This is a genomic window from Glycomyces tenuis DSM 44171 (assembly GCF_000427885.1).
In the GTDB taxonomy this organism is placed as follows: Bacteria; Actinomycetota; Actinomycetes; order Mycobacteriales; family Micromonosporaceae; genus Glycomyces; species Glycomyces tenuis.
Genome location: NZ_ATYW01000015.1, coordinates 179,196 through 199,430, shown reverse-complemented (window position 1 = coordinate 199,430; position 20,235 = coordinate 179,196). Strand labels below are relative to the sequence as shown.

Sequence of the window (20,235 nt, the reverse complement as noted above, 5' to 3'; positions counted from 1 at the left end):
CTCGGACCGCTCGCTCCTGCTGGGCTGCCTCGCTGCCGCCATGCCACACCCCCTTGGTGATCCGAACGGACCTGCTCTTTCCGCTTCCTCGTGCTATACACCAATCATCCCAGGCCACAGACCGAACGCCATCACCCCAAGCGGGCAAGAACCCTCACGTCCCCCCCCCCGAAATCCTTGCCGCGCAAGGAGAGGGAAGACGACCGGCCCTGCCGCCGAACAGCGACCCCGCCCCCCCACCCACCTCGTCGTCGCCGCCCGNTCGAAGCCCCACCCCAACGCACACCCAGACGAAGACCCCTCCTCGCGCCGCCGCCTGGTCGTCGCCGCCCGCTCGGACAGCGACCACCCACCGAGCCCGAGACCACCCACACCCGCCCGGCCATCACGCCGCCACCTCCGAGGACATCGCCATGCTCATGGGTGCTGCCACACCCGCGCGGCCATGCCGCAGCATGAATGCGCTCGCGCAGAGGGGCGCGAACGCTGGATGTCGTCGTGGTTCGGCCAGTTCAGTGTTCAGCGGTCTCTACGCCACCAGGCGTACACTCCGCAAGCATGAACCAGGGGACCAACCCCGAAGCGCTGCCGGCCGAGGTCCTGGACGACGTGGCCGGCGCGGTCGGGGCCCAGGTCACTGTTCGCGCTCGCCTGCCCGGAGGCGTCAACGGGGGTGCGGTGCGCGTCCGGTTGGCCGGAAGAGCAGACGCGGTGCTCAAGGCAGTGCCCCGGGCGCATCCGGGCCACTTGGACGAGACGTTGCGGGCCCAGAGGGTGGTCGAGCACATGCGCGGGCGCGGCTATCCCACCCCGGCCTGGCTCGGCGTGGGGGCCACCGCCACGCACGTATGGCATCTGATGGACCTCGTCGACGCGGCTCCCGCGCCAGAGTTGACCCCGTCCCTCCTCGAGCAGCTGACGGCGATCATCGAACTCCAGGCCGGCGGGGCCTGCGAGCCCTACGACCACTGGTCGTACGCCTGGCGGGTCGCCACCGGTCAGGCACCGGATGTCGCCGACCAGACGCTCGAGCAGTCGCGTCTGCGCCGCTCCCTGGCCGGGCTTGCGGGGTATTCCTCGGAGGTGTCGGCCTTGGTCGAGCGCCTGCGGCTGGTGTGCGCCGACGTCCCACCACCGCTACAGGCACCTGACATGGTCCATGCCGATCTCGCCACCCCCGGCAATGTCCTGGTCCGCAACGGAGCGGTGGTGGCGGTCGTGGACATCGGGAACGCCGGGAGCGGCACGCGGGCGATCGATCTCACCACCCTGGTGTGGTGCGCCTTCTCCGATCCGCTGCTGGACGATGTCCGAAGGCGGCTGTGGGCGAGGAACCTCGACCTGGTCGGCTGGGAGCAGGCGGCGGTGCTCGCGGCGGCGCAGATCCTCCACATGCTCGAGATCCCCGTCCGCCACCGGCGCCACGATGCCGTTCCAGCGGTGGTCGAGCGCGGCCATCGCGCTCTCGACGAGCTGCACGCGCTTCGCTGACCGTCGCCGGCGGCGATGGCGTGCGACATCCCCCTGAGGCCGAGCATGGCGCATTCGGTGGGGTCGGCGAGCTGTCGCTTGACTATGCGCGCGTGCGGCTAACGACCGCCCACCGGTCGTTGGGTCGGTCCCGGTCGCATGCCGGGCGCACCCCACCGCGCACGCAGACGAAGAACACTCCTTGAAGCGCCGCCGTGAGCAGCGCTCAGCTGCGGGTCCGCATCTGCCCGCGCGGGACCATCCCCCGTTCGGCCCCGTCTATCAGCGGGCCGCGCCGCTGCCCACGAGTTCCCTGGGCTTCTCCGATGCCGCCTTCGGCGCTTCGGCCTTCTCCTCGGCTCTGAACCAGGCCCGCGACGACGGTGAGGCCAGGCACAGCAGGATCGCCGTCGGCATCGAGGCGCACACCGCCAGCATCACCCCCGCGCTCACGAAGAACTCCGGGCCGTCCGGGAAGGTCGCCATGTAGGCGCGGGCGACCACCCACACGTACATGCAGAACGGCACGAACGCCAGCGCGTACCAGGCCGCCGCGATCGCCGAGCCGTTCCGGCGTCCCAGCTGGGTGGCGATCACCGGCAGCGAGAGCGTCACCGCGGTCGAGATGAGCACCAGGATCCACCGCTCGGCGCCGCCCGCGAGCAGCACCTCGGTCGTGGTCTCGTCGCTGGCGGTGGCCGTCGTGGCGGCCAGGACGAAGTTCAGGCCGAGCGCGTACAGGCCGACGATGGCCGCGAATTCGAGCCAGATCAGGGCCTGTGCCACGCGCACGGTGTTCGGTTTGGTCAGGGAAGGCCCGTTTCGGCTGGCTTTCACTGCGCTCCTAAGGAACCGGGGCGGCGGAGGTCCCGCCGCCGAGCTGGGGCCGGGGCGGCGATATGAACCCTATCGAACCGTCGCCACCTGTGCATCGGCCGGACGGCCGAAGGTGGCTCGACAGGCGGGGTCTAGCGCTCCGCGCAGGCCGAGCGCATCTCGCTCAGGAACCGCCCGGTGAACCGCGTCTGGATCGCCCGCGCGACCGGCCCGCCGAGCCTCGACGCCCAGTGGCCCGGCCGTGAGAAGGACCTGACCGTGAAGCGCGTCCGGCCCTCCGAGGCGTCCAGGACGAACGCGGCCTCGCCGCGTTCGAAGTGGCCGTCCATCGAGCCGTACGCGAAGCCGCACCGCTCCGCCGACTCGACCGCCCACACCACCTGGCACGGCATCCGCGTCCACGCGAACGCCAAGGTCACCTCGACTCCCGCCGCCGCCCGCGGTGCGCTCGCGACCGGCCGGTAGCCGCAGCGTTCGTGCAGCCGCCACGTCATCAGGACCTCGGCGGCCGCCTCCAGCGGGGCGTCCAGCCCGGTCGACACCTCCAGATGCCGGTACCCCGCGGGCAGCTCGGCCCCGCGCGTCGCCCCGGCCTCGGGGTAGTTGACCTTCAGGTCCACTCAGGCTTCCCGCTGGATCATGAAGTCGCAGATGTCGATCAGGGCCTGGCGGGCCTGCCCGTCCGGCAGCGACGCGGCCAGGCCCCTGGCCCGCTCCTGGTACTGGTGCAGCGTCGCCTTCGCCTCCTCCAGCGCGCGCGAGGCGCGCAGCAGCGCCAGCGCCTCCGGCAGCTCCGCCTCGGGCACCGGCCCCGACACCAGTTCGCGCAGCCGCGCCTCGGCCGGGTCCGTCCCCGCCAGCGCGTAGAGCACCGGAAGCGTCGGGACGCCTTCGAGCAGGTCGGTGCCCGGCGTCTTGCCGGACTGGTCGGAGGCGACGTCGATGATGTCGTCGGCGATCTGGAACGCCACGCCGATCACCTCGCCGAACTTCTCGGCGGTCGCGATGGTCTCCTCGCTCGCGCCGGCGAACCAGGCGCCGAACTTCGCGCACGTGGCGATGAGCGAGCCGGTCTTCTCCGAGAGGATGTCCAGGTGCCACTCGATCGCGTCCATCCCCTCGGGCCGGGGCATGGTCTCGTTGATCTGGCCGCGCACGAGCCGCGCGAACGTCGACGCCTGGATGCGCACCGCGTCGGGGCCGAGCTCGGCCATGATCTGCGCGGCCTGGCTGAACAGGTAGTCGCCGGTGAGGATCGCCACCGAGTTGTCCCAGCGGGCGTTGGCGCTGGGCGCGCCGCGGCGCACGGAGGCCTCGTCCATGACGTCGTCGTGGTAGAGCGTCGCCAGGTGGGTGAGCTCGAGCGCGACCGCCGCGTCCAGGACGCCGGGCCCGGCCGGGTCGCCGAAATGCGAGCAGGCGATGGTGAGCATGGGGCGGAAGCGCTTCCCGCCGGCGTTGATGAGGTGGGAGCCGGACTGGCGCAGCAGCGGCTGGTTCGTGTCGACGGCCTTGAGAAGCCGCTCCTCCACGGCGTCGAGGGCCTCTCGCATCTGCTCGGCGAAGGCCGCGTCGGTAAAGCTCAGCGCGGTCTGGGCACTTCCGGTGGTCACCACAGGCTCACTTTATCGTGCGCGTGTCTGAGCGAGGACGGGGCGGGAATCCCGTCCGAGGCGTGGGTCGCGTCAGCGTCCGGGTTCGGCGGCGCGTCCGGCGCCGGCGAGGACGATGAGCGCGGCCGCCGCGGCCATGGCGGCGCACGCGGCGATCCAGGCGGCGTTCCAGCCGCCGTGGTCGGCGATGAGGCCGAACGCGATCGGCCCCACCGCGCCCCCGGCGTAGACGCCGGTCTGGGTGATCGAGGACGCCGCGGCGGGCGCGTGGGGGTACCGCTTGGTGACGGCGAAGTTCATCAGCCCCGGCCACGCCCAGCCGAGCGCGAAGCCCGCGGCGGTGCCCAGCGGCAGCAGCCACGGCTGCCCGGCCGTGAACGTGGCGATGCCCGCGGCGCCGCCGAGGAGCATGACGGTGATGAGGCCGAGCTCGCCGCCGCGCCGGTCGGCGATCGCGCCGACGGCGACGCGGGCGATGACGCCGGCGAGGCCGCCGACGGTGAGGTTGAGCCCGGCGAAGGCCTCCGAGGCGCCGATGTCGACCGCGTACGTCGTCAGGAACGACCCGAGCGGGTTGGCGGCGCCCGAGCCCAGGCACACGGCGACGGCCAGGACGAGCAGCCGCCGGTCGGCGCCCCTGCCGTCGCCGCCGCGGCGCCCGTGCGGCGCCAGAGGGCCGAGCCCGGCGACGGGCACGAGGGCGAGCAGCGCGAAGGCGGCTGCGGCGACGAACGCCCACCGCCACCCGAAGGTGAGTGCGACGGCCGGGACGCTGAGCCCGCCGAGCATGGTGCACAGCGGCACCGCCGCCTGCTTGGCGCCGAACAGCATCCCCTTGCGGCGCTTGGGGGCCCAGTCGGCGAGGACGGTGTTGGCGGCGATCTGCCCCAGGCCGTTGGCGGGCGCGCTGAGCAGCAGCAGGGCGGTGAGGACGACCGGGTCGTGCGCGGCGGCGGCGATGGCGAGCATCGAGCCGGCGGTGAGGCCGACGGCGAGGCGGGCGGCGAACGGGACGCCGAAGCGTTCGACGCATCGCCCGGCGGGGACGGCGGTCAGCCCGCAGACGGCGAAGTAGAGCCCGGCGATCAGGCCGATCGCGCCGACGCCCATGTGCAGCTCGTCGGTGATCTGCACGGCGAGGCCGCCGAAGAGGAACACCGGCATGACGACGGCGACGGTGACGCACAACGCGGTGGCGACGGTCGAGGACGGCTTCGGGGCGTTCACGGTCGGCACGGTGGCAACCGTACTCCGCAGTATCGCCCGGCCCAGGGGTGAACGGGTGTCACATAATCGGGTGAAGCGTCCGGTCGTACCTTGACGTGGCGTACGCCGTGTGCAACCGTTGGACTCGGCGTACTGGCGAGTAGACCGCCGGTGCGGCCCTGAAGACCGTTGAACACGACGAAGTGCGGCGGCCCTGGTGGGAGGAGCCGCCGCACTTCGCATATGTGGTGTGTATGACCGCGGCAACGGCGGGGAAGTTGGTGGGGACTCGCCGCCGTCGCCGCGGATATTGTTCGGCACCCGGCTGAAGCCGAGTCTCGAACGGTGCTGACACGTTGATACTGCCCGGTGCGGGAGGCCGACGCAAGCAGCGGTTGTTTATATAGTTAGATTCACTGTCCATGCGGCGTGAAAAGGGCTTTCCGCCCGCCGCGAGGCAGGTGGACGCGTCAGGTGGCAAATGGAGCGGCAGCATGGTGGAGCAGCGGCGACCCGATGACAGGCTGCGGAAACACGGCGGCATCCGCCCCCGTGGCAGCGACGAGCCGACCAAGATGATCCAGAGCGTCCAGCGCGCGCTGCGCATCATGGAAATCGTCGGCCGCCACTCCGGCGGCGTGTCGGCCCAGCGCATCGCCTTCGAGTGCAAGCTCAACCGGGCCACGGCGTACAACCTGCTGCGCACGCTCGTCTACGAGCGCTACCTGCGCCGCGACGCCGCCGGCCGCTACTCTCTGGGCCTGGAGGTCTCCGACCGCTACTCCGAGCTGGCGCAGGCCATGGCGGGTCCGCGCACCTGCGGCGACTTCATGCGACGCATGTCGAGCGAGACGGGCTATTCGACCTTCGTCGCGAAGTTCGTCGAGGGCCGCCCCGCCGTCACCTCCGTGACCGAGGGCAACCGCAGCCCGCACGTCGAGGACCTCATCGTCGGCTTCGACGACGGCGCCCACGCCACCGCGCTCGGCAAGGCCCTGTTGGCGACGCTCCAGTTCACCGAGCGCGCCATGTTCCTCAAGGCCGCCGGGATGCGCCGCTTCACCGGGAAGACCCTGACCGAGCCCGAGGCGCTCGAGCACGACCTGATGGTCTACTCCGAGTCCGGCGTGTACGCCGAGATGGGCCAGTTCCAGGACGGCGTCGGCTGCGCCGCGGTCGTCGTGCGCGACGCCGACGACCCGGCCGACCGGGTCGTGCTGGCCGCGGCCATGCCGCTGTCGGACATCGGCCGGTTCTGGCCGGTCCTCACCAAGCGGCTGCGCCGCGCGGCCGTCGAACTCCAGCCGCTGCTGTGAGGCGGCGGCCCCGCCAGGGGCCGGCCGCTCGCCTGTGGGCTTTACAGGACCGCCCAGGTGTCACCGGAGTGCAGCAGGCGGTCCAGGGCCTCGCGGCGGTCGACGCCCTCCGAGGCCTGGTCGACCTGGCCGCGGACCAGGTCGTCGTAAGTCGGGCGCCGCACGCTGCGGAACACGCCGATCGGCGTGTGGTCCAGCTCCGTGCCCGACAGGCGCGAGAGCGCGAAGGCGTACGCCGGGTCGTCCACGTCGGACTTGTGGACGACGACGTCGGCCTCGTCGACCTCGGCGGCGTCCCTGACCTCCAGGCCGTAGCCGGACTGGACGACGGCCTTGTCGCCGAACCTGATCGGCTGCCCGTCCTCCAGGCGGATCAGGGCCTCGTCGCGCGTGTCGGGGTTCTTCAGCGTCTCGAACGCGTCGTCGTTGAAGATCGGGCAGTTCTGGTAGATCTCCACGAACGCCGAGCCCTCGTGCTCGGCGGCGGCCCGCAGCACCTGCTGGAGGTGGGCCCGGTCCGAGTCGAGCGTGCGGGCCACGAACGTGGCCTCCGAGCCCAGAGCGAGCGAGAGCGGGTTGAACGGCGAGTCCACCGAGCCCATCGGGCTGGACTTGGTGAGCTTGCCCGGCTCCGAGGTGGGGGAGTACTGGCCCTTGGTGAGCCCGTAGATCCGGTTGTTGAACAGCAGGATCTTCAGGTTCACGTTGCGCCGCAGGGCGTGGATGAGGTGGTTGCCGCCGATCGAGAGCGCGTCGCCGTCGCCGGTCACCACCCACACCGACAGGTCCTGCCGGGAGGTGGCCAGGCCCGTCGCGATCGCCGGGGCGCGGCCGTGGATCGAGTGGATCCCGTACGTGTTCAGGTAGTACGGGAACCGCGAGGAGCAGCCGATGCCGGAGACGAACGCGATCTTCTCGCGTTCGAGGCCCAGCTCGGGCAGGAACGACTGGACCGCGGCCAGGATCGCGTAGTCGCCGCAGCCGGGGCACCAGCGCACCTCCTGGCTCGACTTGAAGTCCTTGGCCTTCAGCTTCGGCGCGTCCAGTTTCACGGCGCCGCCGAGCTTCGCAGTGTCAGCCATTCTTGATGACCTCCTCCAGGGCGTCCTGCAGTTCGTTGGAGGTGAACGGCAGGCCGCGCACCTTGTTGTAGCCGACGACGTCCACGCCGGGGAAGGAGCCGCGCAGCAGCAGCGAGAGCTGGCCGAGGTTCATCTCGGGCACGACGACCTTGTCGTAGCGGGCCAGGACCTCCCCGAGGTTCGCCGGCATCGGGTTGAGGTAGCGCAGGTGCGCTCGGGCGATCGCGACGCCCTTGTCGCGCAGGCCGCGGACGGCCGCGCCGATCGGGCCCCACGTCGAGCCCCAGCCGAGGACGAGGACGCGGGCGTCGCCCGGGTCGTCGACGTCGAGGTCGGGGACGGGGATCCCGGCGATCTTGGCCGCGCGGGTGCGGACCATGTGGTCGTGGTTGGCCGGGTCGTAGGAGATGTCGCCGGTGCCGTCGGCCTTCTCGATGCCGCCGATGCGGTGCTGGAGGCCCGGCGTGCCGGGGAGGGCCAAGGGGCGGGCCAGCGTCTCGGGGTCGCGCTTGAACGGCCAGAACGCCGGCTCGCCGGCGGCGTCGACCGCGTTCGCCTCGGTCGCGAAATCGACCGACAGGTCCGGCAGATCGGCCAGGTCCGGCAGGCGCCACGGCTCGGCGCCGTTGGCGATGTAGCCGTCGCTCAGGAGCATGACCGGGGTGCGGTAGCGCAGGGCCATGCGGGTGGCCTCGAGCATCGCGTCGAAGCAGTCCGAGGGGGACTGCGGGGCGACGATCGCGATCGGGGCCTCGCCGTGGCGGCCGAACATGGCCATCATCAGGTCGGCCTGCTCGGTCTTGGTGGGCATGCCCGTGCTGGGCCCGGCGCGCTGCACGTCGATGACGACCAGCGGCAGCTCGAGCGAGACGGCCAGGGAGATCGTCTCGGACTTGAGCGCGACGCCCGGGCCCGAGGAGGTGGTGACGCCCAGCGCGCCGCCCCACGAGGCGCCCAGGGCCGCGCCGGCCGCGGCGATCTCGTCCTCGGCCTGCACGGTGGTGACGCCGAAGCGCTTGTGCTTGGACAGCTCGTGGAGGATGTCGCTGGCCGGGGTGATCGGGTAGGCCCCGAGGAACACCGGCAGCTCGGAGGCGACGCCGGCGGCGATGACGCCCCAGGCCAGGGCCTGGTTGCCGGTGATGTTGCGGTAGGTGCCGGCCGGGAGCGTCGCCGGGGGGATCTCGAAGCGGACGGCGAAGGACTCGGCGGTCTCGCCGTAGTTCCAGCCGGCCTTGAGCGCGGCGATGTTGGCCTCGGCGATCGCGGGCTTGGCCGCGAACTTCTTGAGCAGGAAGTCCTCGGTGACCTCGGTGGTGCGCGAGTACATCCACGACAGCAGGCCGAGCGCGAACATGTTCTTCGAGCGCGCCGCGTCCTTCTTGCCGATGTCGTAGTCCTCGAGCGCGCCGATGGTGAGGCTGGTCAGCGGCACCTCGATGAGCTGGTAGTCGTCGAGCGAGCCGTCCTCGAGCGGGTTGGCCCCGTAGCCGACCTTGGTGAGGTTGCGCTTGGAGAACTCGTCGGTGTTGACGATGACGACGCCGCCGGACTTGAGGTCGCGCAGGTTCGCCTTGAGGGCGGCCGGGTTCATCGCCACGAGGACCTCGGGCTCGTCGCCGGGGGTGAGGATGTCGGAGTCCGCGAAGTGGATCTGGAAGCTCGAGACGCCCGGGAGGGTCCCGGCGGGCGCGCGGATCTCGGCGGGGTAGTTCGGGAGGGTGGAGAGGTCGTTGCCGAGCTTGGCGGTCTCGGCCGTGAATCGGTCTCCGGTGAGTTGCATGCCGTCGCCGGAGTCCCCTGCGAAGCGGATGACGACCCGGTCGAGCTGCCGGACGGTGTTCACCAAGTTCTCCTCATGCGGGTTGACGGGCACGCGCGGTCGTGCGGTGTGCATTCGGGCTGCCGGAGCCGGGCTCCGCAGGTCCGCTTACTGCGATGCTACGCGGGGGACGGCTTCCCGTGCCAGCCATGCGTCCACTGCGCGACCTAGGCGACACAGCCGGACGCACCATCTCTCACCTTGTGGGATATGGGGTTCCGGCCGGCCCTTCAGGACACCTGTCCGCCGTCCGTCGGCGACGCCTGTGTGGTCTGGGTCTCGCCCGGATCGGGAGTCGCCGTGGTCGCGGACGAGCTCGGTTCGGTGGTGGGCGCGTCGTCGATCGCGACGAAGGCCTCCCCGTCCCACTCATAGCGCGCCGTCCAGGTCTCGGAGGCGGCGCCGAGCCCTTGGAGTGTAATCGTCCCGTCCTCGACGCCCGCGATCTCTGAGAACCGCTGTGACTCGTCTGGCTGCCGCCAGACCCACGCGAGGTGCTCGAGGCCGTCCGCGGCCGGGGTGAACGCCGCCACCGCGGTCCGCTCGCCGCACTGGAGGGCCAGGATCGTCTCGGGGCTCTGGTCGCCGTCGATGTCGCCGCCGGCGTTCGCCACGATCGACCAGTCGGTCTCCTCGGTGAACTCCCAGGTCCCGAAGTCGACGTCGAGGACCCCGCCGGCGCACTCGCCCCATTCGGCGACGCGCACGGACTGGCCGATGACGACGGAGGCCTCGGTGTCCTCGGCGCTCGGCGACTCGTCCTCGACCTGGGGGGTCGCCGGGTCGTCCAGCTGCGCGCCGGGCGTGTGATCCGAAGAGGACGGCCCCTGCGCGACGGTCTCCGCGGAGTCCTCGTCGGGCTGGGAGGGGAGCGAGCCGAGGGTCTGGGCGACGGCGAAGCCGCCGGCGGTGACGGCCGTGCAGGCGCCGACGACCGCGGCGAGGGAGACGAGGCGGCGGCGCCGCAGCGCGGCCGGGCCGGACATGATCAGCTCGTCGACCGGCGGGGGCGGGAAGGCCGCCGGGGCGTCCGCCTTGTAGGCCGCGAAGGCCGCCGCGACCGCGTCGTCGCGCGGCCCTGCGACGTCGTCGCCGTGCTGTTCGGCGTTCATCGGCGGTCCTCCTTCACGGATGCTCGGTGGCTCTGCGGGCGGGGCACCTTGGCGGTGCCGGTGGTCCGGAGCGGGCGGATGCGGATCGGCATCGTGTCGGGGTCGGCTTTCTCGGGGGCCTCGTCGGAGAGCAGCGCGGCCAGTTCGCGGCGGCCCCGGTGGAGCCAGGACTTGACGGTGCCCTCCTTCGCGCCGGTGCTCTCGGCGATCGAGGCGATCGACATGTCGGCCATGTAGTGCAGGACGAGCGCTTTGCGGCGTTTGGCGGGCACCTGCTGGAGGGCCGCGACCAGGGCCACGTGGTCGGGGCTCGCCGCGGGCGCGGGCTCGGGCGGGGACGACTTCTGGAGGAACTTGCGCACCACCTGGTTGCGGCGGTGGCGGCTGGTGGCGAGGTTCCAGGCCACGCGGCGGACCCACGCGACCGGTTCCTCGTACGAGCCGACCTTGTCCCAGCGCTGCCACGCCCGCAGGAACGCCTCCTGGACGAGGTCCTGCGATTCGGTCGAGTCGCCGAGATAGGCGCACACCTGAGCAGCGAGTTCCGAGAAGTGGTTCTCGTAGAGGTCGGTGAACTCCGCCTCCGTTCGCACATCCGCTCCAGCACAGGTAGGGGGGACAAGGGCAGCATTCGTCTCCGGGCGGGCGAACCCGGCGGCCTCCATTGTCGCGTCCGAAGTCGCGGCGAATCGAGGCGGGGTGCCCCCGAGGGGCGTCGGCCCCACTCCCCGACGGTACGCGTCGGGGGAGGGGAGCGGGGGCCCGGCCGTCTCCGGGGCGGCACCGCGCGGGGAGCGGTGCGCGCACGGTCGGCGGGCCGGTCGCCGCCGGGCGCGGCGCCGCGTCGGTGCGCTGGCGGCGGTCATGCGTCATTCCTCCACGGCCGCGCGAGGCGGCCGTCCGTTCGTCGTGCGGTGTCCAATATCGTCGGACTCGCCGCAATTCCTCTTCGCACACTTACACGCCCCGCCGAGGCTCGCGGTTGCGGTATGCGGAGGAATATTTGCCGCCGCCCCGTCCGCGATCCGCCGCCCCGGACGGCTTCCCTCAAGCGGCGCAGCGCACTATGGTGAGTGCATGGACTCCTCCCACCTGGGCGACTACGCCGTATTCGGGGTGCTGCTGCTGGCCGGCTTCGCGTTCGTGGCCGCCGCGATGACGGCGAACCGCCTGCTGCGGCCCTCTGCGCCGTCGAAGGTGAAGGGCATGACCTACGAATGCGGCGTGGACCCGGTGGGCGGGGACTGGGCGCAGGTGCAGATCCGCTATTACGTGTACGCGTTCCTGTTCGTGCTGTTCGCCGTGGAGGCGGTGTTCCTGTTCCCGTGGGCCGCGGTGTTCACCGCGTTCGGCGCGGTCGCGGCGGCCGAGATGGGCCTGTTCGTCGGCGTGCTGGCCCTCGGCCTGGCCTACGCGTGGAGGAAGGGGGTGCTCCGGTGGGCGTGAAGCTGCCGTTCCCCGCCCGCGCCGACGGCTCGAGCGCATTCGCGGCTCGCAAGCTCGCCGACGGCAATGGGGCGGGCGTGCTCGGCGAGCCGATCCGCTTCGTCCTCAACTGGGGGCGCCGCTATTCGCTGTGGGTGTTCAACTTCGGGCTGGCGTGCTGCGCGATCGAGTTCATCGCCGCCTCGATGAGCAGGCACGACTTCATGCGCCTCGGCGTCATCCCCTTCGCGCACTCGCCGCGCCAGGCCGACCTCATGGTCGTCTCCGGCACGGTCACCGACAAGATGGCCCCGGCGATCAAGCGCCTCTACGACCAGATGCCCGAACCGAAGTACGTCATCTCCTTCGGGGCCTGCTCCAACTCCGGCGGCCCGTACTGGGACTCCTACTGTGTCACCAAGGGCGTCGACCAGATCATCCCGGTGGACGTGTACATCCCCGGCTGCCCGCCGCGGCCCGAGGCGCTGCTGTACGGCATCGGCGAGCTCCAGAAGCAGATCGGCGAGGAGCCGCTGCGGGTGCCCCGGCCGCCGAAGGGCCGCGCCGCCGCGCTCCTGAGGGCCCCGCTGCGGAAGCGCGACGCCGCATGAGCGCCGCATCGCACCGGAAGGCGGGCCGCGATGCCTGAGCCGTGGGAGGACCGCGTCGCCGCGGCTCTCGGCGTCGAGACCGCCGCCGACGGGCCGCGCGCGGTCGCCGAGGTCCCGCCCGCCGGCTGGCACGAGGCCGTCCGCGTCTGCCGCGACGAGCTCGGCTGCGACTTCTTCGACTGGCTCTCGGCCGTCGATGAGAGCGGGATCGGGCGGGAGAACGAGGACTCCGGCGCCGTGATCAGGGTCGTCGCGCACCTGTGGTCGATCGCGGCCAGGCGCGGCGTGCTGCTCAGGACCGCCGCCGACGGCCCGCTCGAGACCGTCACCGGCCTCTACCCCGGCGCGGCCTGGCACGAGCGCGAGACCCACGAGATGTTCGGGGTCGACTTCGCCGGGCACCCGGGCCTGGCGCCGCTGCTGCTGCCGCCCGAGTTCGAAGGCCACCCGCTGCGCAAGGACTTCGTGCTCGCCTCCCGCGTCGTCAAACCCTGGCCGGGCGAGAAGGAGCCCGGCGGCGGCCGTGCAGGCCCGCGCAAGCGCGCCCCCAAGCGCCCGCCGGGCGTGCCGGAAGGGTGGATGGACGATGCTTGAGATCGCGCTCAAACTCCTCGGCGTCATGGCCGCGTTCCTGGTCCTGCCGCTCCTGGTCGGCCAGACCGAGCACAAGCTCATGGCCCACATGCAGGGCCGCCTCGGACCGATGCACGCCGGACGCTTCCACGGCTGGGCCCAGCTCATCGCCGACGGCGTCAAGTTCGCGCAGAAGGAGGACCTCGTCCCCGACGCGGCCGACAAGCCGGTCTTCAAGCTCGCGCCGGCCGTCGCGCTCGTCCCCTACCTGCTGGTGATGCTGTTCATCCCGCTCGGGCCCGGCGACCTCGTCGGCTCGAGCCTGGAGATGGGCCTGTTCGTCGTGCTCGCGCTCGTGGGCGTCGGGGTGCTGGCCGTGCTCATGGCCGGGTGGGCCTCGGCCAACAAGTACACGCTCGTCGGGGCGCTGCGCGGCGCCGCGCAGCTCATGGCCTACGAGCTGCCGCTGGTGCTGGCCGCCGCGTCCGTCGCCGTCGCGGCCGGGACGCTGAGCCTGCCGGCGATCGTCGAGGCGTGGGAGCCGTGGTGGCTGCTGTGGCAGGCGCCGGCGGCGTTCGTGTTCTTCACCGCCGGGCTCGCCGAGATCCGCAGGCCGCCGTTCGACGCGCCGGTGGCCGACTCGGAGCTGGTGTTCGGCTACCTCACCGAGTACGCCGGGCTGCGGTTCGCGCTGCTGCTCCTAGCCGAGTACGCCGGGATCGTCGTGATCTCGGCGCTGACGGCGGTGCTGTTCCTCGGCGGCTGGAAGGGGCCGGGGCCCGAGTCGCTCGGCTGGCTGTGGACGCTGCTGAAGACCGGCGCGCTGTCGATGGTCGTCATCTGGCTGCGCGTGGCGTGGCCGCGCCTGCGGGTCGACCAGATCCAGTCGCTGTGCTGGAAGGGCCTGGTGCCGCTCGCGCTCGCGCAGCTCGTGCTCACGACGGCCGTCGCGCTCGCGCTGAACTGAGGCTCAGGCGGCCTTCGACTCGCTCTTCGCCGCGGGCTTCGCCTCGCTCCCAGCGGTGCTCTCGGACTTCTCGGTCTTCTTCGCGCCGTTCTGGGAGCCGTTGGCGCTCAAGGAGCTCGAACCGGTCGAACGGGAGTCGGTGCGGTAGAAGCCGCTGCCTTTGAAGGTGACACCGACGTTGCCGAAGACCTTGCGCAGGGCGCCTTTCGCCTCGCAGGAGGGGCAGTCGGTCAGGCGCGCTTCGGTGAACGACTGGTGGCGGTCGAACTCGTAACCGCACTCCTTGCAGCGGTATTCGTAGACAGGCACGTCTCTCCTCCAGCGGTGGCGGGCTCCATCGGCGGTCTGGGGGCGCCGCCGAAACCGGGTCGCGCTCAGACCCGGATCGACATTAGCACTCAACACACTGGAGTGCTAATCCCATCCCGCCTGGCAGTGACCGGTTCCTCGACGGCGCCCGACTACCCCGCCGCCGTGTAGCCCGAGCCCGGGGTCACCACGCCGGTGACCGGGCGGTCGTGCCGCTCGGCGGGCACGTCGAGGCCGAACTCGCCGTCGCGCAGCAGCGCCACCACCGGCACCCCCGGCGCCAGGCGCGCCAGCGCCCGGTCGTAGCAGCCGCCGCCCCGCCCCAGCCTGATTCCGCCATGTGAGACGGCCAGGCCGGGCACGATGACGGCCTCGGCCCGCCCGATCGCCTCGGCCCCGCAGGCGGGCGCGACGGCCTCGACGCCGCGGGGCCCGGTCAGCGCCACGCCGCTCCACGGCCGATTCGACGAACCCGTATGGGGCACTTCGGAACCGAGTTCGGTCCAGTCGAGGTCGTTGTCGGGCAAGGTGACCGGAAGCAGCACCGTGTAGCGCTCGGTGAGCAGCTCGGGCAGTTCGGGCCGCAGCGTCGCGCACGGCTCGGCGCCGAACGGCCGGTACGCGGCCACTGTCGCGCCCTCGCTCAGCGCCTCGCTCAGAAAGTCCCGCAAGGCGTTCCATGTCGCCGCGTCGGCCGCCTCGCGCGCCGCCGCCGGCATCGCCCTGCGGGCGTCCAGCAGCCGCGTCCGGGCGGTGTCCTTCGTTGTGATCACGATGCTCCTCATTGCGATAGCGGTTCACCTCGGTGGTTTCCACCGAATGGAGAATATATCTCGTCCTTTCGGTCATACCTGATCGAATAGACGTGCCGTGTCGTGTCGGGTCGGTAGCTCTAGGTAGTCTTCTAGAGAGTGAACTTGAGGGGGCTTCGGTGTCGCTGCGCTCACGGCTCACCACGGCGTTCCTCGTCGTCGTGCTGGGGCCGGTCCTGGTGGGGGCCGTCTTCGTCGCTGCCATCATGTCCCACCTGGCGGAATCCAGGGAGGCGCGGCTGGCGGACTCGGCGGCCGCCACGGTCGACTCGACCCTCGGCACGATCTGCGAGCGGATCCAGGCCTCCGCGGCCGCGGTGGCCCTCAACCACCGTAGCGGCGACGAGGAGAACGCCGCCGAGATGGCCCGGCTCGTCGTCGACCGCCACGTCGTCGACGGCATCGTCTTCTCCGGCCTCGAAGCGGCCGGCTCGGTCGAGGCCGAAGGCGTCGGCGCCGAGGCCCCCCGAGGCGCCTGGATCGACTGCGGCGCCGAGATCGCCGTGGCCCCCGAGGAGCCCATCGTCGCGCTCGCCTCCCAGGCCCTCGTCGCCAACCCCGACGGCAGCGTCTCGGTCTTCACGGCCTTCCGCGTCGTCGACCGGAACTTCCTCGCCTCGGTCGCCGTCGCCGCCGACGCCGACCTGATCCTCCAGGACGGCCGCGCCCGGCCGCTGTCGGTCGGCGGCGGCGACGCCGGCAGCTGGGACGCCACCGACGTCTTCCTGCCGCTGCGCATCGGCACCGCCTCCACCGACCTCACCCCCATGTACTGGACGCTCACGGCCATGGTGACCGTCTCGGCGATATGCGCCGTCGCGCTCGCCTCGTGGCTGTCGCGCTCGACCACCCGCCCGCTCGCCGAGCTCTCCGCCGCCGCCGAGCGCGTCGCCGACGGCGACCTCGACGCCCGCGTCCCCGTCCACGGCCGCGACGAGGTCGCCCAGCTCGCGCTCAGCTTCAACCGCATGACCGCCCAGACCCAGACGTACGTGCAGGCGCTCACCGCCTCCCGCGACCAGATGCGAGGCCAGCTCGGCTGGCTCGGCCAGACGCTCACCGCCACCCTCGACCTCGACCGGATCCTCGAGGTCATCCTCGACACCGCGATGATCACCACCAACGCCGAGGCCGGCCTGATCATGCTCGTCGACGTCGCCGACGCCGAGCAGCTGCTCCAGCGGGCCGGCGAAGGCGCGCTCGGCACCGGCGGGCCGGTGACGATCCGCCTCGGCGAGGGCATCATCGGCTCGATCGCCGCCTCCGGAGCGCCAGCGCACGGCCGCATCGTCGACGGCCGCTTCGGCGAGTGGAGCCGCTCGCCCGCCGAACCGGACGCGCGGACCATCGTCGCCGTGCCCTTCAGCGGCCGCCACGTGCCCGTCGAGCCCGAGCACCCCGGCATGCGGCGGGCCATGTCCGAAGACGAGAGCGGCGCCGTCGACGCCGAGGACCGCGGCGTGCTCGGCGTGCTCGTGCTCTACGACCGGGTGGCCTCGCTCGACTTCGACCAGGGGGACGTCGAGACGCTCAAGACCTTCGCCGGACAGGCCGCCGTCGCAGTCGAGAACGTCCTGCTGCACCGCCAGGCCCAGCGGCTCAGCCTCACCGACCCGCTCACCGGGCTGTGGAACTACCGCTTCATGCAGACCTCGCTGCGCCGCGAGGCCGAGCGCGCCCGCCGCTACCAGCGCCCCAGCGCCGTGCTCGCCATCGACCTCGACCGGTTCAAGACCGTCAACGACACCTACGGGCATCCCGTCGGCGACCAGGTCCTCGTGGAGCTGGCGCGGCGCATCACCAGCCAGATCAGGGAGGTCGACCTGGCGTTCCGCCACGGCGGCGAGGAGTTCACGGTGCTCCTGCCGGAGACCGACGCCGTGGGCGGCGCCGCCGTCGCCGAACGCCTCGGCCGGGCCTGCGCCGACCGGCCGTTCAAAGTGAACGACGCCGAAGGGGGGCGGGAACTGCGCGTCACCGTCTCGGTGGGCATCGCCGTCCTCGGCGAGCACGCCGACACCGCCGCCGGAGTGCTCGCGGCCGCCGACGAGGCCCTCTACGAGGCGAAGGCCGCCGGAAGGGACACCTGGCGCATCGCCGCCGACTGAGCCCCGGCCCGCCCGCTTCGACCCGGTATCGACCGGTCCGATTCTTCGGGTGGCGGGCATGTGACCCGCTGTGGTCACGATACGCTCGCCCTATGTCAGATACCTCGCGCCGGGCCACCAAGGCCGTCATTCCAGCCGCAGGCAACGCGACCCGCTTCCTCCCGGTCACCAAGGCCGTCCCGAAGGAGCTGCTGCCGCTCATCGACAAGCCCGTCCTCGAGTACATCGTCGAAGAGGCCGCCGCCGCCGGAGCCGACGACGTCCTCCTCGTCACCGCCCGCGGCAAGGACTCGATGATCGACTACTTCGACGTCAGGGCCGACCTCGAGACCTTCCTCGCCGAGAAGGGCAAGGACGCCGCGATCGAGGCGATCCGGGCCCCCCAGCGCCTCGCCGAGGTCCACGCCGTCCGCCAGGGCACCGCCCTCGGCCTCGGCCACGCCGTCGGCCGCGCCGCCGCCCACGTCGGCGACGAGCCCTTCGCGGTCCTCCTCGGCGACGAGTTCTGCGACCTCGACGACGCGCTCCTGCCGCGCATGATGGACCTCCAGGCCGAGACCGGCGGCATCGTCCTGGCGCTGATGGAGGTTCCCAAGGAGGACGTCTCCCGCTGGGGCATCGCCTCGGTCGCGCCGACCGGCGACGCCGACATCGTCGAGGTCACCGGCCTGGTCGAGAAGCCGTCCGTCGAGGACGCGCCCTCGAACCTGAGCCTCATCGGGCGCTACGTCCTGCCCGGCTCGATCTTCCCGGTCATCGACGCCACCGAGCCCGGCCGCGGCGGCGAGATCCAACTCACCGACGCCATGGACACCATGCGCGCCAACGGAACCCCAGTACACGGCGTGATCTTCCGCGGCCGCCGGTATGACACCGGCGAGCCGACCGCATACCTTCAGACGCTGGTGGAGCTGGCCACCGAGCGTGACGACTTGCCCGGCTTCAACGCCTGGCTGCGTGAATTCAGTGCGACACTGGACTAGCGACAAGACCGCCTGAACGCTGGAACGACACCCGGCGTTCAGGCGGCACCGGTGGGGACTCGACGAACGGGGGGCTGAGGGATGACCGGGAGCGGCGACGCGACGCCACTGGCGGATTTCCTGTCGAAGGCGCTGGCCTTGGTCCGCCCCCTGCCGCCCACCGACGTCGACATGACCCGCTCGACCGGCTCGGTCCTCGCCGAGGACGTCACCGCGCCGGGGCCGCTGCCCGCCTTCGACTACGCCGCGATCGACGGCTACGCCTGCGCCGCCGACGACGTCGCCGGGGCCAGCCCCGAACGGGGCATCGGCCTCAAGGTCCTCGGCGACCTCGCCGCCTCCTCGTGGCGGCCCGTCCGCCTCGTCCCCGGCACCTGCTTCGCCGTCGCCGCCGGATCGCCGCTGCCGGTCGGCGCCGACATCGTCGTGCCGCTGGCCTGGACCGACGAGGGCATGGCCACCGTCGAGGTCCGCCAGGTGCCGCGGCGCGGCCACGGCGTGCGCCGCCTGGGCACCGAACGCGCCTCCGGGGAGATCCTCGCCCACGAGGGCCGCCGCATCACCCCGCAGCTGATCGGGCTGCTCGCCGCCTCCGGCGTCGCCGACGTCGTCGTCCGCCCGACCCCGCGCGTCGTCGTCATCGCCACCGGCGACGAACTGGTCGACACCGGCAGGCCCTCCCAGCCCGGCCAGCTCATCGACGTCAACTCGCACCTGGTGACCGCCGCCGCCTCCGAGGCCGGCGCGCACGCCTACCGCGTCGGCATCTGCGACGACGAACCGGACGCGCTGCGCACCGTCCTCGACGACCAGATCCTCCGCGCCGACCTCGTCATCACCACCGGCGGCACCGGCACCGGCCCCGGCGACATGGTGCGTCGCACGCTCTCGCGCGACGGCGCCGTCGCCTTCGACCCCGTCGCCGTCTACCTGTGCGAGACCATGGGCTTCGGCACCATCGGGCCCGAAGAGGTCCCCATCGTGTGCCTGCCGGGCGATCCGGTCTCCGCGCAGATCGCCTTCGAGACGATCGCCCGCCCCCTCATCCAGCGCCTCGCGGGCGCCGAGCCGGTATTCCGGCCCAGCGTGCGCGCCAACCTGACCGAGCCCGTATCCTCACCGAACGGGCTGCGCGAATTCCGTCCGGTCCGCGTCGCCGAACGCCGCGGGGGCGGCTACACCGTGGCCCCGCTGGGGTCGACCTCTTACACGCTCACAGGACTCGCCGAGGCCACCGGCCTGATGACCATCGGCGAGAACGCCACCCGGGTGCCCGCCGGGTCCACGGTGGACGTGCTCCTGCTGGATCGAAACCGATGACGCCATCCCTAGACGCACAGTTTTTGGACCGAAACAGATGACCCTTTCCAACCCCGGCTGGCCCGTGAACCTCCGCCACGGCGACGTGAGCGTACGGCCGTTCCACCGCGGCGACGCCCGGCGCTGGTCGGAGCTGCGCCGCTCGAACGAGGCCTGGCTCGCCCCCTGGGAGCCCGGCACGGGCACCACCTGGCACGAGGCGCATTCCCCGGCCGCGTTCCGCGCCATGCTCCGCGGCCTCAAACGCTCGGTCAAGGACGGCACCAGCTGGCCGCTCGCCGTGTGCTGGCAGGGCGAGCTCGTCGGCGGCCTCACCGTCGGCAACATCGTGCGCCGCGCCTTCGGCTCGGCCTACGCCGGGTACTGGATCGACCGCGGCCACGCGGGAAAGGGCATCACGGCCACCGCGCTCGCGATCGTCGTCGACCACGCGCTGACCGTGGGACGGCTGCACCGCATCGAGGTCAACATCCGGCCCGAGAACGGCCCGTCGAACCGGGTCGCCGAGAAGCTCGGGCTGCGCCGCGAAGGGCTGCACAAGCGCTACCTCTACATCGACGGCGACTGGCGGGACCACTACGGCTACGCCGTCACCGCCGAGGAGATCGCCACCGAGCGCATGATCGACCGCCTGGAGCGGCTCAAGCGGGCCGAATCGAGTCGCTGACG

The 20,235-nt window shown here is 71.9% G+C and carries 20 protein-coding genes; 10 read left to right on the top strand and 10 right to left on the bottom strand.

The window, feature by feature from the left end:
• Positions 1-558 precede the first annotated feature (558 nt).
• Positions 559-1,491 carry a phosphotransferase family protein gene (locus tag YWW_RS0116930; RefSeq protein WP_026931031.1) on the top strand — a complete coding sequence of 311 codons (933 nt, stop codon included), beginning with the start codon at positions 559-561 and terminating at the stop codon, positions 1,489-1,491.
• Positions 1,492-1,752: 261 nt separating this feature from the next.
• Here YWW_RS0116930 and YWW_RS0116925 read toward each other — a convergent pair whose 3' ends face one another.
• From YWW_RS0116925 to YWW_RS31135, 4 genes are all read right to left on the bottom strand, one after another.
• Complete coding sequence (locus YWW_RS0116925; protein ID WP_155830218.1) at positions 1,753-2,307, bottom strand: hypothetical protein; 555 nt, start codon at positions 2,305-2,307, stop codon at positions 1,753-1,755.
• 131 nt (positions 2,308-2,438) lie between these two features.
• On the bottom strand, positions 2,439-2,927 hold the full coding sequence (locus YWW_RS0116920; RefSeq protein ID WP_026931029.1) for a DUF1990 domain-containing protein: 489 nt from the start codon (positions 2,925-2,927) through the stop codon (positions 2,439-2,441).
• Entirely contained in the window at positions 2,928-3,920 is a 993-nt protein-coding gene (locus tag YWW_RS0116915; protein ID WP_245595446.1) for a polyprenyl synthetase family protein, read from the bottom strand. It lies immediately after the preceding gene.
• A 72-nt stretch (positions 3,921-3,992) separates the two neighbouring features.
• On the bottom strand, positions 3,993-5,156 hold the full coding sequence (locus tag YWW_RS31135; protein WP_162145963.1) for an MFS transporter: 1,164 nt from the start codon (positions 5,154-5,156) through the stop codon (positions 3,993-3,995).
• Between the two features lie 464 nt (positions 5,157-5,620).
• On the opposite strand from YWW_RS31135, the gene YWW_RS0116905 reads away from it, so the two are divergent.
• Positions 5,621-6,442 carry an IclR family transcriptional regulator gene (locus YWW_RS0116905; protein ID WP_051325940.1) on the top strand — a complete coding sequence of 274 codons (822 nt, stop codon included), beginning with the start codon at positions 5,621-5,623 and terminating at the stop codon, positions 6,440-6,442.
• Between the two features lie 41 nt (positions 6,443-6,483).
• Here YWW_RS0116905 and YWW_RS0116900 read toward each other — a convergent pair whose 3' ends face one another.
• The 4 genes from YWW_RS0116900 to YWW_RS31130 form a co-directional block, all read right to left on the bottom strand.
• Entirely contained in the window at positions 6,484-7,524 is a 1,041-nt protein-coding gene (locus YWW_RS0116900) for a 2-oxoacid:ferredoxin oxidoreductase subunit beta (RefSeq protein ID WP_051325939.1), read from the bottom strand.
• Positions 7,517-9,421, bottom strand: coding sequence for a 2-oxoacid:acceptor oxidoreductase subunit alpha (locus tag YWW_RS0116895; RefSeq protein WP_051325938.1), 1,905 nt, complete (start codon positions 9,419-9,421; stop codon positions 7,517-7,519). Before YWW_RS0116895 ends, YWW_RS0116900 begins: the two co-directional genes overlap by 8 nt.
• 155 nt (positions 9,422-9,576) lie before the next feature.
• Positions 9,577-10,458: a hypothetical protein gene (locus tag YWW_RS0116890; protein WP_026931024.1), complete on the bottom strand. Its 882-nt coding sequence runs from the start codon at positions 10,456-10,458 to the stop codon at positions 9,577-9,579.
• Entirely contained in the window at positions 10,455-11,051 is a 597-nt protein-coding gene (locus YWW_RS31130) for an RNA polymerase sigma factor (protein ID WP_211228599.1), read from the bottom strand. Before YWW_RS31130 ends, YWW_RS0116890 begins: the two co-directional genes overlap by 4 nt.
• Before the next feature lie 484 nt (positions 11,052-11,535).
• On the opposite strand from YWW_RS31130, the gene YWW_RS0116880 reads away from it, so the two are divergent.
• From YWW_RS0116880 to YWW_RS0116865, 4 genes are all read left to right on the top strand, one after another.
• On the top strand, positions 11,536-11,904 hold the full coding sequence (locus tag YWW_RS0116880; protein WP_026931023.1) for an NADH-quinone oxidoreductase subunit A: 369 nt from the start codon (positions 11,536-11,538) through the stop codon (positions 11,902-11,904).
• A 77-nt stretch (positions 11,905-11,981) separates the two neighbouring features.
• Positions 11,982-12,494 carry an NADH-quinone oxidoreductase subunit B gene (locus YWW_RS31125; protein ID WP_035701510.1) on the top strand — a complete coding sequence of 171 codons (513 nt, stop codon included), beginning with the start codon at positions 11,982-11,984 and terminating at the stop codon, positions 12,492-12,494.
• 30 nt (positions 12,495-12,524) lie between these two features.
• Positions 12,525-13,088 carry an NADH-quinone oxidoreductase subunit C gene (locus tag YWW_RS0116870; RefSeq protein WP_026931022.1) on the top strand — a complete coding sequence of 188 codons (564 nt, stop codon included), beginning with the start codon at positions 12,525-12,527 and terminating at the stop codon, positions 13,086-13,088.
• Positions 13,081-14,034: a complex I subunit 1/NuoH family protein gene (locus tag YWW_RS0116865; protein ID WP_026931021.1), complete on the top strand. Its 954-nt coding sequence runs from the start codon at positions 13,081-13,083 to the stop codon at positions 14,032-14,034. Before YWW_RS0116870 ends, YWW_RS0116865 begins: the two co-directional genes overlap by 8 nt.
• Before the next feature lie 3 nt (positions 14,035-14,037).
• On the opposite strand, the gene YWW_RS0116860 is transcribed toward YWW_RS0116865, so the two are convergent.
• Both YWW_RS0116860 and YWW_RS0116855 read right to left on the bottom strand, forming a co-directional pair.
• Positions 14,038-14,343: an FmdB family zinc ribbon protein gene (locus YWW_RS0116860; RefSeq protein ID WP_026931020.1), complete on the bottom strand. Its 306-nt coding sequence runs from the start codon at positions 14,341-14,343 to the stop codon at positions 14,038-14,040.
• A 152-nt stretch (positions 14,344-14,495) separates the two neighbouring features.
• A complete protein-coding gene (locus YWW_RS0116855) occupies positions 14,496-15,116 on the bottom strand; it encodes a 5-formyltetrahydrofolate cyclo-ligase (RefSeq protein WP_211228598.1) in 621 nt (206 codons plus the stop codon).
• 158 nt (positions 15,117-15,274) lie between these two features.
• On the opposite strand from YWW_RS0116855, the gene YWW_RS31120 reads away from it, so the two are divergent.
• From YWW_RS31120 to YWW_RS0116835, 4 genes are all read left to right on the top strand, one after another.
• A complete protein-coding gene (locus tag YWW_RS31120) occupies positions 15,275-17,263 on the top strand; it encodes a diguanylate cyclase (RefSeq protein WP_051325937.1) in 1,989 nt (662 codons plus the stop codon).
• A gap of 92 nt (positions 17,264-17,355) precedes the next feature.
• Complete coding sequence (locus YWW_RS0116845) at positions 17,356-18,246, top strand: UTP--glucose-1-phosphate uridylyltransferase (RefSeq protein WP_026931018.1); 891 nt, start codon at positions 17,356-17,358, stop codon at positions 18,244-18,246.
• An 81-nt stretch (positions 18,247-18,327) separates the two neighbouring features.
• Entirely contained in the window at positions 18,328-19,566 is a 1,239-nt protein-coding gene (locus YWW_RS0116840) for a molybdopterin molybdotransferase MoeA (RefSeq protein WP_026931017.1), read from the top strand.
• Positions 19,567-19,603: 37 nt separating this feature from the next.
• Positions 19,604-20,233 carry a GNAT family N-acetyltransferase gene (locus YWW_RS0116835; protein ID WP_026931016.1) on the top strand — a complete coding sequence of 210 codons (630 nt, stop codon included), beginning with the start codon at positions 19,604-19,606 and terminating at the stop codon, positions 20,231-20,233.
• The last annotated feature ends 2 nt before the right edge of the window (positions 20,234-20,235 follow it).

Bases quoted from the DNA above. Each gene is read 5' to 3' on its own strand.
- YWW_RS0116840 (WP_026931017.1), top strand. From the start codon at position 18,328: ATGACCGGGAGCGGCGACGCGACGCCACTGGCGGATTTCCTGTCGAAG.
- YWW_RS0116890 (WP_026931024.1), bottom strand. From the start codon at position 10,458: ATGAACGCCGAACAGCACGGCGACGACGTCGCAGGGCCGCGCGACGAC.
- YWW_RS0116870 (WP_026931022.1), top strand. From the start codon at position 12,525: ATGCCTGAGCCGTGGGAGGACCGCGTCGCCGCGGCTCTCGGCGTCGAG.
- YWW_RS0116905 (WP_051325940.1), top strand. From the start codon at position 5,621: ATGGTGGAGCAGCGGCGACCCGATGACAGGCTGCGGAAACACGGCGGC.
- YWW_RS0116845 (WP_026931018.1), top strand. From the start codon at position 17,356: ATGTCAGATACCTCGCGCCGGGCCACCAAGGCCGTCATTCCAGCCGCA.
- YWW_RS0116880 (WP_026931023.1), top strand. From the start codon at position 11,536: ATGGACTCCTCCCACCTGGGCGACTACGCCGTATTCGGGGTGCTGCTG.
- YWW_RS0116900 (WP_051325939.1), bottom strand. From the start codon at position 7,524: ATGGCTGACACTGCGAAGCTCGGCGGCGCCGTGAAACTGGACGCGCCG.
- YWW_RS0116835 (WP_026931016.1), top strand. From the start codon at position 19,604: ATGACCCTTTCCAACCCCGGCTGGCCCGTGAACCTCCGCCACGGCGAC.
- YWW_RS0116930 (WP_026931031.1), top strand. From the start codon at position 559: ATGAACCAGGGGACCAACCCCGAAGCGCTGCCGGCCGAGGTCCTGGAC.
- YWW_RS0116895 (WP_051325938.1), bottom strand. From the start codon at position 9,421: ATGCACACCGCACGACCGCGCGTGCCCGTCAACCCGCATGAGGAGAAC.
- YWW_RS0116865 (WP_026931021.1), top strand. From the start codon at position 13,081: ATGCTTGAGATCGCGCTCAAACTCCTCGGCGTCATGGCCGCGTTCCTG.